This window comes from Pseudarthrobacter sp. LMD1-1-1.1, assembly GCF_040676255.1.
Taxonomy (GTDB): Bacteria; Actinomycetota; Actinomycetes; order Actinomycetales; family Micrococcaceae; genus Arthrobacter.
In genome coordinates, this window is record NZ_JBEGHP010000012.1 from 1050375 (window position 1) to 1063833 (window position 13459).

At 66.3% G+C, this 13459-nt stretch carries 7 protein-coding genes; 5 read left to right on the top strand and 2 right to left on the bottom strand.

Annotated features, from left to right (window positions below):
* Positions 1-31 precede the first annotated feature (31 nt).
* Positions 32-520: a ribonuclease domain-containing protein gene (locus MRBLMD1_RS10510; RefSeq protein WP_364399285.1), complete on the top strand. Its 489-nt coding sequence runs from the start codon at positions 32-34 to the stop codon at positions 518-520.
* A gap of 7 nt (positions 521-527) precedes the next feature.
* Positions 528-884, top strand: coding sequence for a barstar family protein (locus MRBLMD1_RS10515; protein WP_255174466.1), 357 nt, complete (start codon positions 528-530; stop codon positions 882-884).
* 30 nt (positions 885-914) lie between these two features.
* Here MRBLMD1_RS10515 and MRBLMD1_RS10520 read toward each other — a convergent pair whose 3' ends face one another.
* Together MRBLMD1_RS10520 and glgP are read right to left on the bottom strand one after the other, a co-directional pair.
* Positions 915-2714, bottom strand: a complete 1800-nt coding sequence (locus tag MRBLMD1_RS10520) for a thiamine pyrophosphate-requiring protein (protein ID WP_364399288.1) — start codon at positions 2712-2714, stop codon at positions 915-917.
* Between the two features lie 59 nt (positions 2715-2773).
* The gene (gene glgP / locus MRBLMD1_RS10525; RefSeq protein WP_364399290.1) at positions 2774-5392 is read right to left on the bottom strand and encodes an alpha-glucan family phosphorylase; all 2619 of its coding nucleotides are present in this window, start codon (positions 5390-5392) and stop codon (positions 2774-2776) included.
* A 191-nt stretch (positions 5393-5583) separates the two neighbouring features.
* On the opposite strand from glgP, the gene MRBLMD1_RS10530 reads away from it, so the two are divergent.
* From MRBLMD1_RS10530 to MRBLMD1_RS10540, 3 genes are read left to right on the top strand one after another with little or no spacing between them, the layout of a single operon-like run.
* Positions 5584-7626 (top strand): alpha-1,4-glucan--maltose-1-phosphate maltosyltransferase, encoded by a 2043-nt coding sequence (locus tag MRBLMD1_RS10530; RefSeq protein WP_364399342.1) that lies wholly within the window; start codon positions 5584-5586, stop codon positions 7624-7626.
* Complete coding sequence (gene treS / locus MRBLMD1_RS10535) at positions 7623-9416, top strand: maltose alpha-D-glucosyltransferase (protein ID WP_307488057.1); 1794 nt, start codon at positions 7623-7625, stop codon at positions 9414-9416. Before MRBLMD1_RS10530 ends, treS begins: the two co-directional genes overlap by 4 nt.
* Position 9417: 1 nt before the next feature.
* Positions 9418-13116, top strand: a complete 3699-nt coding sequence (locus MRBLMD1_RS10540) for a 1,4-alpha-glucan branching enzyme (protein WP_364399292.1) — start codon at positions 9418-9420, stop codon at positions 13114-13116.
* Positions 13117-13459: the final 343 nt, after the last annotated feature.

Genomic DNA, 13459 nt, shown 5'->3' on the forward strand with positions numbered 1-13459 from the left:
GCCAGTCCACCCCTCCGGCAGGTAAACCCGAATGCGCAACCGCTCCATCCTCCCGCTGCTCCTCACCACCCTGGTGGTACTGGCCATGGTGGCGTTCGGCGGTGCCGGGCTGCTGGGCGGGCAGACGGACGGCACGACGCCGGACGCTGGTTCCAGCCGCACGTCCACTCCCGGTGGAACGGCCACGTCCCCGGCAGCGAAGCAGTCAGCGCCCCACCGGGGAGCCAATCCGTCCAGCCTCCCGGAGATCAGGGAATCCGCGCTTCCGGTGGAGGGCCGCCGGGTGCTGGCGCTGATCCGGGCGGGCGGCCCGTTCCAGTACGGGCAGGATGACCAGGTGTTCGGAAACTTCGAGCGGGTCCTCCCAGCCAGGGACCGGGGCTATTACCGCGAGTACACCGTCCCCACTCCCGGGGAACCGGACCGGGGTGCACGGCGCATCGTGGCGGGCAATGGCGGGGAGAAGTACTACACCGGGGACCACTACGCAACGTTCAAGTACATAGCGGAAGGCAGCTAGCACAACCATGAGAATCTTTTCCGGTGACACCTGGACCCTTGAAGAACTGCAGGAGCAGGTGGCCGACGCCGGGCGCCGCAGCGTGGTGGTTCCCCCGGCGGACAGCAAGCGCGCCGTCCTGGAAACCTTCGGCGAGGTTTTGGACTTTCCCGAGCACTACGGCGTGAACCTGGATGCGTTGAACGACTCGCTCCACGACTTTGCGGACAGCATCAGCGAAAACGGCAACCCGCCCGTCACGGTCCTGTGGCAGGTGGCTGCACCGTTCCGCGCCGACAGGTCGTTCGGCATCATGTGCGAGATCCTGCAGGACGCGGAACGGTACGCGGGCAAGGACCTGGCCGTCACCGCAGTGCTGCTCTAAACCCGCAATCACCGGGCAACCAGTCCGCAGCTAGCTCCCCGGGCGTTCCTCGTGCGCCACGTAGGTGTCCAGCAGCGTAGAGGCCCTGCCGCCGTCGTCCTCCGCTGCCAACCCCTCGCGCATGCTTTCAGCCTTTTCGCGCCCGGCCGGGAACGGCGGAAGCAGCGGGATTTCCGGGTCGGTCAGGACCTCGATCACCACCGGGCAGTCGGCCGCGAAGGCCTGGTCCCAGGCCTCGCCCACCAGTTCCGGGTCCTCGACGCGGATGCCTTTGAGCCCGAGCAGGTCCGCGTAGGCGGCGAAGGGAAAATCGGGCAGTTCCTGGCTTGCAGCAAACCGCGGCTCGGCTTCCGATTCACGCTGCTCCCAGGTGACCTCCGTCAGCTCGCGGTTGTTGAAGACGCACACCACGAACCTTGGGTCCTGCCACTGGCGCCAGCGGTGCGCCACGGTGACCAGCTCCGCGATGCCCGCCATTTGCATGGCGCCGTCACCGGCCAGAGCCACCAGCGGGCGGTCCGGGCGGGCGAGTTTGGCAGCAAGCCCGTAGGGGATGGAGCAGCCCATGCTGGCCAGGGTCCCGGACAGGTGTGCGGGGACTCCGGCGGGCAGCACCAGCTGGCGGGCGTACCAGTAGACACAGCTTCCGACGTCGACGCTCACCTGGGCGTTCCCGGGCAGCCGGCCGTTGAGCTCGCGGACCACCCGCTCGGGATTGACGGGGCTGGCGGGCACGGCGGCACGGTCAGCTGCGAGGATACGCCAGCGGCTGACTTCCCTTTCCACATCCGAGCGCCATTGGGTGCGTGGCCGGCGCTCCAGCCTCTGGTTCAAAGCGTCCAGGGCTGACGCTGCGTCGCCGGCCAGGCCCACCTCCACGGGGTAGCGGTTGCCGATCTTCTTTTCGTCGATGTCGATCTGCACCGCACGGGCCGCCCCGGGCGGCGGATAGAACTCGGTCCAGGGATCATTGGAACCCACGATGAGGAGGGCATCACAGTTGCCCAGCAGGTGCGCACTCGCGGTAGTGCCCAGATGCCCCATGGTGCCCACGGCGAAGGGCAGGTTTTCGTCCACGTACGGCTTGCCGAGCAGACTGGTGGCGATGCCGGCACCCAGCTTTTCCGCCACGGCAACCACTTCCTGTGCAGCGTGCCTGGCGCCCTGTCCCACCAGGAGGGCCACCCGTTCCGCGGAGTTAAGGAGGGCGGCCGCGGCGGCCAGGTCCTCGTCGCGGGGACTCTTGGCCGCCGCGCTCCAGGACGGCGCCGTGACCACGATGCCGTGCTGCTGCTCCAGCCCGGGCGCGGGTGCGGACTGCACATCGTGCGGAATGATGACCACGCAGGGGGAGGCGGTGGCCTTGGCCGTCCGGAAGGCACGGTCCAGCACCATGGGCACCTGCTCTGCCGTGCTGACCAGCTGCACGAACTGGGACGCGACGTCCTTGAACAACGCGGTCAGGTCGATTTCCTGCATGTAGCCGGACCCCAGCACGGTGCGGCTCTGCTGCCCCACGATGGCCACCACCGGTACGCCGTCCAGCTTTGCGTCATACAGCCCGTTGAGCAGGTGGACGGCCCCGGGCCCCTGGGTGGACGTCACCACCCCCACGCCGCCGGTGTACTTGGCGTGGCCGACGGCCATGAACGCGGCCGCTTCCTCATGCCGGGCCTGGACAAACTCAACCTGCCCCTCGGGCCGGTCCCCGGTCCGGCGGAGGGCACCCATGAAGCCGTTGATGCCGTCCCCGCTGTAGCCGAAGACCCGGTTCACGCCCCAGGTAGTGAGGCGCTCCACGATTACATCGGCCACCGTACGTTCGGTCATCGGACCCTCCTGGTTGGGTATTGCTGCCTGCCAGGAGCCGTACCCAGGAGACCGGCGGGCTATGCGTTGACGATCAGTCCGAGCTCCGCTTTGGAGGCCAGGGCATCATGCCGGGGCAGGACGCGGACCGTGTAACCGAACGGGCCGGAGCGGTCGATGACCAGGGAACCGCTGAACAGGTGCCGCCCGCTGCCCAGGTCTTCCTTCACCTGGAGCTCCATCATGGTGATGTCGGCAAGGGCGTCATTCTCTTCGGCCCGGCCGTAGGCCACCTCGACGCAGACGTCCTCCGGGGTGAGGGCGTTCAGCGCCACGTAGGCGTTGACCTGGAGCGTGTCGCCGATCTGCGGATCCTCCGATACCCCCACCGAATCAACGTGCTCAACGTGGACCTGTGGCCAGGCGCCGCGTACCTTGGCGGACCAGGATGCCAGCGCACGTGCCTGGGCATAGGAGTTGGCGGTGGCGCTGCGTCCCGCTTCCGCGGCGGGGCGGTACAGGATGTTCACGTAGTCCCGGAGCATGCGCTCAGCGGACACGGCCGGGCCGAGGTGCGAGAGGGTGTGCTTGATCATGGACACCCAGTGCGTGGGCACCTTCTCGCTCCGGCTCGTGGACGGCCCGGCGGAGCCGGCTCCCTCGGACACCGTGCTGCCGTAGAATCGCGGCGCCACCTGTGTTTCCAGCAGCTCATACAGCGCTGCGGCCTCGATGTCGTCCCGTTCCTCGGGTGAAGCATCGTTGTTGGCCGTGGGAATCGCCCAGCCGTTCTCGCCGTCGTACATCTCATCCCACCAGCCGTCCAGGACGGAAAGGTTCAGCGAGCCGTTCAGCGCCGCCTTCATGCCGGACGTCCCGCAGGCCTCCAGCGGACGCAGGGGGTTGTTCAGCCAGACGTCGCAGCCCGGGAACAGGGTCCTGGCCATGGCGATGTCATAGTTGGGCAGGAACGCGATGCGGTGCCGGACCTCGGGATCATCCGTGAACCGAACCAGGTCCTGGATCATTTTCTTTCCCGCGTCATCGGCCGGGTGGGACTTGCCGGCGATGACCAGCTGGATGGGGTGCTCCTTGTGAAGGAGCAGCGCCTTCAGCCGCGCCGGCTCGCGCAACATCAGCGTGAGCCGCTTGTAGGTGGGCACGCGGCGGGCAAAACCGATGGTGAGGACGTCCGGGTCCAGGACGTTGTCGGTCCAGCCCAGTTCTGCGTCGGCCGCGCCGCGCTTCTTCCAGGCCGCCCGCAGCCTGCGGCGGACGTCCTCCACCAGGGCAGCGCGCATCTCGCGGCGCAGCGCCCAGACGTCGGCGTCGCTGACGTTGTAGGCCAGGTCCCATTTGCCCAGCGCTTCGGCCTCGCTGCCAAACTGGTCGCGGGCGAGCTTGGAGATGCGGCTGTCCACCCAGGTGGGCACGTGCACGCCGTTGGTGACCGAGGTGATGGGCACCTCGGAGTGGTCGAAGCCCGGCCAGAGGGCGGAGAACATGCCGCGCGACACCTCGCCGTGGAGCTTGGCCACGCCGTTGGCGCGCTGGGCCAGGCGCAGGCCCATGACCGCCATGTTGAACACGGCCGGGTTACCGTCCGCGTAGTTCTCCCGTCCCAATTCCAGGACACGGTCCACGGGCACGTCCGGAGCCAGTCCGGCCTGGAAGAAATGGCTGATCTGGTTAATCTCGAACCTGTCGATGCCGGCCGGCACCGGCGTGTGCGTGGTGAAAACGGTGGAGGCCCGCCCGGCGGCGAGTGCTTCGTCGAATGTCAGGGCCTGTTCGCCGGACATCAGTTCCTGGATGCGCTCGATGCCAAGGAACCCCGCGTGGCCTTCGTTGGTGTGGAACACCTCCGGTGCGGCGCTGCCCGTCAGCTTCTGGAAGGCGCGCAGGGCCTTGACCCCGCCCATCCCCAGCAGCAGCTCCTGCTGCAGCCGGTGGTCGCCGCCTCCGCCGTACAAACGGTCGGTGATGCTGCGGGCGGCGTCGTCATTGCCCGGCACGTTGGAGTCCAGGAGGAGCAGGGGAACGCGTCCGACGTCGGCCCGCCAGATGTGTGCCAGCAGCCGGCGCCCGTTGGGCAGGGGCAGGGATACCTCCAGGGCCTTGCCGTTGCCGTCGGGAGAGGGCTCCCGGAGCAGTGTCAGCGGCAGGCCGTCCGGATCCAGGACGGGGTAGGTCTCCTGCTGCCACGCGTCGCGGGACAGTGACTGCTTGAAGTAGCCCGCCTGGTACAGCAGGCCCACACCGATCAGGGGGACGCCGAGGTCCGAGGCAGCCTTCAGGTGGTCGCCGGCGAGGATTCCCAGGCCGCCCGAGTACTGGGGGAGGACCTCGGTGATGCCGAACTCGGGGGAGAAGTAGGCGATGGAGGCGGGTGCATCCGGGCCCAGGCCCTGGTACCAGCGCGGTTCCTGCAGGTACCGGTCAAGGTCCTGTTCTGCGGCGCGCACCCGGTCCACCACCGACTGGTCCGCGGCGAGCTGCTGGAATTCCTCCCGGCTGACCATGCCCAGGAAACCGATGGGGTCCTGCCCGCTTTCCTCCCACAGCCGCGGGTTCAGCCCGGCGAAAAGCTCCCGGGTGGGGCGGTGCCAGGACCACCGCAAATTGCTGGCCAGCCTGGCCAAAGGCCGAATGGGTTCGGGGAGGACTGTACGGACCGTAAACCTGCGGATTGCCTTCACCTGCGTCACACTAACCGACAACATGCGCGGCCGGAACCAGCTTTCGGTTTCTTTTGGGTAAATGACAGGGGCATGAAGAAATTAGGCCGCGGCACGGCGATTTTAGGGAGCAGGCTTAGCAATCCGGGTCATTTCTCGCTAACGTCGAGCCTGTGACGACTAACTCAGGAACCAGTGCCGCATCCACCAAAATGCCCCAGCGCAGTATCACCGAGGACTTGCGGTTTGGGCGTTTTCCCATCACTGCCGTGCAGCCCGTCGTCGAGGGCGGCAAATTCCCGGCCAAGGCCCTGCCCGGCGAGGCCATCGTCGTGGGCGCCACCGCCTTCCGCGAGGGGCATGACCAGCTCGGCGTCAGCGCCGTGCTCCTTGACGCCTCCGGCGCCGAGCGCCAGCGCGTCCGGCTTGCGCCACCGCGCGGGGAACGTGGCATGGGCACGGACCGCTGGGAAGGCGTGCTCACGCCGTCGGAAACGGGGAACTGGTCTTTTGTCATCGAAGCCTGGCACGACCGCTACGGCACCTGGCACCACAACGCCGAAGTGAAGATCGACGCCGGAGTCGACGTCGAACTCATGCTCGCCGAAGGTGCCAAACTGCTGGGCGAAGCGTCCGCGGAGGACTTCCGGGACGAGGTGGACCGGGCAGCCCTGCGGCATGCCTCGGAGGTCCTGGGCGACCAGTCCCGCAGCACGGAGGAACGGCTTGGGGCCGGGTTCAGCCAGGAAGTCGCGGACATCGTGTCCCGCCAGCCCATCCGGGAACTCGTCACCGTTTCTGAAAAATACCCCCTCCTGGTGGAGCGGGACCGGGCCGGGCGGGGCGCCTGGTACGAGTTCTTCCCCCGGTCCGAAGGCGCCGTCAAGGACCACAACACCGGCGCCTGGACGTCAGGCAACTTCCGTACCGCCGCCAAACGGCTGGACGCCGTGGCAGCCATGGGCTTCGACGTCCTCTACATGCCGCCCATCCACCCCATCGGCGTGCAGTTCCGCAAGGGACCCAACAACACCCTGGTGGCCGGCCCCAATGATCCCGGCTCACCCTGGGCCATCGGAGCCAAGGAGGGCGGCCACGACGCCATCCACCCCGATCTCGGATCCTTCGAGGACTTCGACGCCTTCGTGGCGCGTGCCAACGAACTGGGCCTGGAGGTAGCCCTGGACCTCGCACTCCAGGCCGCCCCGGACCACCCGTGGGTGCAGTCCCATCCCGAATGGTTCACCACCAGGGTGGACGGCAGCATTGCCTACGCCGAAAACCCGCCGAAGAAGTACCAGGACATCTATCCGCTCAATTTCGATAATGATCCGGAAGGACTTTCCCGGGAAATTCTGCGGATCGTGCTGCTGTGGGTCAGCCACGGCGTAAAGATTTTCCGCGTGGATAATCCGCACACCAAACCGGTGTGGTTCTGGGAATGGCTCATTGCGGAAGTGGAAAAAGCCGAACCCGGTGTTGTTTTCCTGGCCGAAGCCTTTACCCGCCCCGCCATGATGCACGCCCTGGGCAGGGCCGGCTTCCAGCAGTCCTACACGTACTTCACGTGGCGCAACACCAAGAAGGAAATCGCGACCTACTTCGAGGAAGTCAGCCACGAATCACCGGCGTTCTTCCGGCCCAACTTCTTCGTCAACACCCCGGACATCCTCACGGAATACCTGCAGTACGGCGGACCGGCGGCGTTCCGGATCAGGGCCGTCCTGGCATCCACCGGAAGCCCGCTCTGGGGCGTCTACGCCGGGTATGAGCTGTTCGAACACGTTGCCCGGCCCGGCGCGGAAGAGTACATCGACAACGAGAAGTTCGAGTACAAGGCCCGCGACTGGGACGCCGCCGCCGAGTCCGGACGCACGCTGGCCCCCTACATCACCAGGCTGAACCACATCCGGCGGGACCACCCCGCGCTGCTGGACCTGCAGAACCTGACGGTCCACCAAAGCACGGATGACTCCACTGTTGTCTACTCGAAGCACAAGACCCTTCCAGACGGCTCCAAGGACACCATCATCGTGGTGGTCAACGTGGACCCGCACGTTACGAAGGAATGCAGCGTCTCCCTGGACCTGGCGGCCCTTGAACTGGACCCCCAGGACATCACCCCGGGCGGCGGCTTCTATGTGGATGACCTTATCTCCGGCCAAAGCTGGGAGTGGGGCGAGTTCAACTACGTGCGGCTTGATCCGCACGTCGAGCCCGCCCACATCCTGAGCGTGAGGAGAATGCATCAGTGAGTTTCAACCCGCAAAGTTCCGGCCACTTCACTCCCAAGAGCACGTTCGAGCTAAATGCGCCTGGCCTTCAGCATGACCCTCTGTGGTACCGCAAGGCAGTGTTCTATGAAGTACTGGTCCGGGCCTTTGCGGATGCCAACGGCGATGGGTCCGGGGATTTCTCCGGACTCATCGACCGGCTGGACTACCTCCAGTGGCTGGGCGTGGATTGCCTCTGGCTGCCCCCGTTCTTCCAGTCGCCGCTGCGGGACGGCGGCTACGACATCTCCGACTACAACTCGGTCCTGGATGAATTCGGCACCATCAGCGACTTCAAGCGGCTCGTGGCAGAAGCCCATGCCCGCGGCGTCCGGGTGATCATCGACCTCCCGCTGAACCACACCTCTGACCAGCACCCCTGGTTCCAGGAATCCCGGAAGGACCCGGACGGTCCCTTCGGCGACTTCTACGTCTGGAGCGACACGGACGAGAGATACCAGGACGCACGCATCATCTTCGTTGACACGGAGGAATCGAACTGGACGTTCGATCCCATCCGCCGGCAGTTCTTCTGGCACCGGTTCTTCAGCCACCAGCCGGACCTGAACTTCGAAAATCCCAAGGTGATCGAGGCCGTCTTCGACGTTGTCCGGTTCTGGCTGGACCAGGGGATTGACGGTTTCCGCGCGGACGCCATTCCCTACCTCTTCGAGGAGGAGGGCACCAACTGCGAAAACCTTCCGGCCACCCACGAGTTCCTCCGCCGGCTGCGGGAAATGGTGGATGAACGCTATCCCGGCCGCGTGATCATCGCCGAAGCAAACCAGCCGCCCAACGAGGTGGTGGAATACTTCGGCACCGTCGATGAACCCGAGTGCCACATGGCGTTCCACTTCCCCATCATGCCCCGCCTCTACTACGCGCTGCGGGACCAAAAGGCGGCGCCCATCATCGAAACGATGCGCGACACCCCGGACATCCCCGAGGGCGCGCAATGGGGCACGTTCCTCCGCAACCACGACGAGCTGACCCTGGAAATGGTCACCGCCGATGAGCGTGCGGCAATGCTGGGCTGGTACGCCCCGGACCCGCGCATGCGGGCCAACATCGGCATCCGCCGCCGGCTGGCACCCCTGCTCGACAACTCGCGGGCCGAGATCGAACTGATCAACGCCCTCCTGCTCTCGCTTCCGGGCAGCCCGTTCCTGTACTACGGCGACGAGATCGGCATGGGGGACAACATCTGGCTGGAGGACCGTGATGCCGTCCGCACCCCCATGCAGTGGAACCCGGACCGGAACGCCGGCTTTTCCCATGCCGATCCCGGCAAGCTGTACCTGCCGCCCATCCAGTCCCTGGTGTACAACTACGCCATGGCCAACGTCGAAGCTGAGGCTGCCCACTCCGGGTCCCTGCTGCGCTGGACCCGGCAGATCCTCAGCGTCCGCAAGAACCACCCCGCGTTCGGACTGGGCGGCTTCAAGCATGTGGAAGCAGACCACGACGCCGTTCTGGCGTACCTGCGCGAACTGCCGGACACCAACCCTGCCGGGGCCGACGGGGAGACCATCCTGTGCGCCTTCAACCTCTCCCAGCATCCGGTCGCTGCCACGCTGCGGATCCCCGAATACGCAGGCCGGGGGCTCCGCGATGTGTTCGGCGGACAGATCTTCCCCGGCATCGGCGACGACGGCACCCTTACCCTGACCATCGGAAGCCACGATTTCTTCTGGCTTCGGATGCGCTCGGCGGGGTCGAACCCGTCCTCGCCGTACACCCAGGCCATGCCCATCCTGTCGATAGAGAACTGAGATGAACCAGCCAATCCTCACTCCCGCCCTCACCGCGCTGCTCAAGGAATGGCTGCCGCAGCAGCGTTGGTTCCCGGTCAAAACCCCGGATTTCGCCATCTCCCAGGCCGGCAGCCTGGGACTGGCGGACCCCAGCGGACACGCGGCGCTGGCCGTGTTCCTCCTCAACGTCGCCACCCAGGGGCCCGACGGCGGTCAGCGCACCGCCGTCGTCCAGGTTCCCTTGAGCTTCCGGCCGGCGCCGGCAGGGGGCATGGAGCGTGCGCTGGTGGGTGAAGCGGCAGGAATGGATCCCACCCGCCCCTGGGTGTACGACGCCGTCCACGACCCCGACTTCGTGGGCGCGTGGCTGGAGCTCATTCGGCAGGAAGGAAAGGCGGACAGCGGCACCGCGACGGGATTCCGCGTGGAAGGACCCTACCGCCTGCCCACGGCGAAGGGCGTCGTGAAGGTGCTCTCCGGTGAGCAGTCCAACAGTTCCGTCATTGTGGACGACGGCGAATCGGCCGCCATGGTGAAATTCTTCCGGGTCCTGTCGGACGGAACCAACCCGGAGATCGAGGTGGGAGCGGCACTGACCAAGGCAGGGACGTCGGAAGTCCCCGCCACCCTCGGCTGGGTCCGGGGCGAGTGGCTGGGGCACGGCAACCACACCCCAACCGGCACCGGCCAAGCTACCCGGTACGTCCAGGGTGAGCTTGCGGTGGCCCACGAATTCCTCGCCGGTGGACGCGATGCCTGGCGGCTGGCGGTGGACGCAGCCCGCTCGGGTACGGACTTTACGGCGGAAGCAAGGGCCCTTGGCGCCGCCACCGCCACAGTGCACAAGCGCCTTGCGGAGGCCCTGGGGCAGTCGAGCGGGCCTGAACCCGGCAAGGGTGCAGGACCCGCCGTTGCCCAGCGCGTCCGGGCCGCCTGGGCGGAGGCGCGTGCCGCCGTCGGACCTTACGACGATGCCCTGGACGCCCTGCTGGCAAACCTCGACAAGGCACCCGAGGGGCCCCTCCAGCGCATCCACGGCGACCTGCACCTGGGCCAGATCCTCCAGGTCACCGGCCAGTCGGGCGACGGGTCCCGCTGGGCCATCCTGGACTTCGAGGGCGAGCCCCTGCGGCCCATCGCCGAACGGAACGTGCCGGACGTGCCCCTGCGCGACGTCGTCGGCATGCTGCGCTCCTTCGACTACGCCGCCGGCGCAGCCCAGCGCGAGCAGGAGGGTGCCCAGGTGCCGGACAGCTGGGTGGATGACTGCGCCGACGCCTTCCTGGCAGGGTACGCCGGGGTCATTCCCGGAACGGTGGACCAAACCTCACCGCTGTTTGTGGCATTGTGGCTGGACAAGGCGCTGTACGAAGTTGTTTATGAAATGCGTAACAGGCCCGACTGGGTGGCGATTCCAGTAAACGCCGCCAGGCGGCTCCTGGGCAGTAACGGTGCCGGCGACTCCGCCGGTGCAGCATCGGAAGGTAACGAAATGACTGGCTCAGCACGAACTGACCGCCCGGGTGTGCCCCTGCACGTGGATGAAGGCACCCTGGGCAGGATCGCGAACGGTGAACACCACGCCCCCCACTCCGTCTTGGGCGCGCACCTGGACGATTACGGGCATGTCACCATCCGGACCGTGAAGCACCTCGCCGAAGCAGTCACCGTGGTCACCCGTGCCGGTGAAGTTCCCATGGAACACGAGGCCCACGGCGTGTGGGTTGCCGTCCTGGAACCGCTGGAGCAGGGGCACGTTCCCGACTACCGCCTCACGGTCGCCTACCCGGGCAAGGACCCGGTGACCGTTGACGAGCCCTACCGCTACCTGCCCACCGTGGGCGAAGTTGACCTCCACCTCATCGGTGAAGGCCGGCACGAGAAACTGTGGCAGGTGCTCGGCGCCCATGTCCGGCATTACAAGTCGGCGCTGGGAGACGTCAACGGTGTGTCCTTTGCCGTCTGGGCCCCCAACGCGCAGGCCGTCCGCGTCAAGGGTGACTTCAACGCCTGGGACGGACGGGAACACTCCATGCGCTCCCTGGGTTCCTCCGGCGTGTGGGAGGTCTTCATCCCCGGCGTCGCCGCGGGGGCCTGCTACAAGTACGAAATCCTGACCCGGGGCGGCTACTGGGTTGAAAAGGCCGACCCGCTGGCGTTCGGCACCGAAGTTCCCCCCTTGACCGCGTCCAGGGTGGTGGAACCCTCGTACGCGTTCAAGGACGAGGAATGGATGGAAGCGCGGGCCAAACGCGATCCCCACAACTCCGCCATGAGCGTGTACGAGGTGCACCTCGGATCCTGGCGCCTGGGCCTCGGCTACCGCGAGCTCGCCAAGGAACTGGTGGAGTACGTCAAATGGCTGGGATTCACGCACGTGGAATTCATGCCCGTCGCAGAGCACCCGTTCGGCGGTTCCTGGGGTTACCAGGTCACCTCCTACTTCGCGCCCACATCCCGGTTCGGACACCCGGACGAGTTCCGCTACCTGGTGGACGCCCTCCACCAGGCAGGAATCGGCGTCCTGCTGGACTGGGTGCCCGCACACTTCCCGAAGGACGCCTGGGCCCTGGCCCGGTTTGACGGCGAGCCGCTGTACGAACACTCCGACCCGGCACTTGGCGAACACCCCGACTGGGGCACCCTGATCTTCGACTTCGGGCGCACCGAGGTCCGGAACTTCCTGGTGGCCAACGCCCTCTACTGGCTGGAGGAATTCCACATCGATGGCCTGCGCGTGGACGCGGTGGCCTCCATGCTCTACCTCGACTACTCACGCCAGGAAGGCCAGTGGCGGCCCAACCGCTTCGGCGGCAGGGAGAACCTCGAGGCCATCTCCTTCCTGCAGGAAGTCAACGCCACCGTCTACAAGACCCACCCCGGCGCCGTCATGATCGCGGAAGAATCCACGGCATTCCCGGGCGTTACTGCGCCCACCAGCCACGGCGGCCTGGGCTTCGGCCTGAAGTGGAACATGGGCTGGATGCACGATTCCCTCAAGTACATCTCCGAGGACCCCTACAACCGCAGGTGGCACCACGGGACGGTGACGTTCTCCCTGGTTTATGCCTTCACGGAGAACTTCCTGCTGCCCATCAGCCACGACGAGGTTGTCCACGGCAAGGGCTCAATGCTCCGCAAGATGCCCGGTGACCGCTGGCAGCAGCTGGCGAACCTCCGGGCCTTCTTCGCCTACCAGTGGGCGCACCCCGGCAAGCAGCTCATCTTCATGGGCACCGAGTTCGGCCAGGAAGCCGAGTGGTCTGAACAGCACGGCCTGGACTGGTGGCTCGCCGACATCCCCGCACACAGGGGACTGCAGTTGCTCACCAAGGACCTCAACGAGCTGTACGCGTCCACCCCGGCGCTGTACACGCAGGACAATGTTCCGGATGGTTTCCAGTGGATCAACGGTGGCGACGCGGACCGCAACGTCCTGTCCTTCATCAGGTGGGACGCCGACGGCAACCCGGTTGTCTGTGCCATCAACTTCTCCGGCGCCCCGCATGTCGGCTACACCCTGGGTGTCCCCACTGCCGGGGCCTGGACCGAGGTCCTGAACACCGACCACACCACCTACGGCGGATCCGGTGTACTGAACGACGGCGAGCTGAAGGCAGTGGACGAAGGACAGGATGGCCAGCCGGCGACGCTGACTGTCACGCTGCCTCCGCTCGGGGCGTCCTACTTCAAGCCGGGAGCATCAACGGCTGGCTGACCCCCACGGCGGTCATCCACGAAAGGCCCGGAATCCGCGTGATTCCGGGCCTTTCGGCTACCTGCGGGACACCGTCTGGGGGCGGACTGGCGATCCGGGAGGAGTGGTGGTAGAGTTTATTTCCGCGCTGCTCCACGGAGTCAGACGGAAAACCGATCCCCCAAGCATATGCTGAGGATGGTCGCGGACGCCGGTTTGACACGCAGGAAGCCAGCCGGTAAGTTTGAAAAGTTGCTCCGGAGCGATCCTGAACGTTGGTTTGGGTGGTGCCGGGTGTGTCTGTTGTTTGAGAACTCAATAGTGTGCCAAGTTTGTTGATACCGATTATGTATGTAATTGGTTG

Coding starts and splice junctions, on each gene's coding strand:
- MRBLMD1_RS10510 (WP_364399285.1), top strand. CDS start 32: ATGCGCAACCGCTCCATCCTCCCGCTGCTCCTCACCACCCTGGTGGTA.
- MRBLMD1_RS10515 (WP_255174466.1), top strand. CDS start 528: ATGAGAATCTTTTCCGGTGACACCTGGACCCTTGAAGAACTGCAGGAG.
- MRBLMD1_RS10520 (WP_364399288.1), bottom strand. CDS start 2,714: ATGACCGAACGTACGGTGGCCGATGTAATCGTGGAGCGCCTCACTACC.
- MRBLMD1_RS10530 (WP_364399342.1), top strand. CDS start 5,584: ATGCCCCAGCGCAGTATCACCGAGGACTTGCGGTTTGGGCGTTTTCCC.
- MRBLMD1_RS10540 (WP_364399292.1), top strand. CDS start 9,418: ATGAACCAGCCAATCCTCACTCCCGCCCTCACCGCGCTGCTCAAGGAA.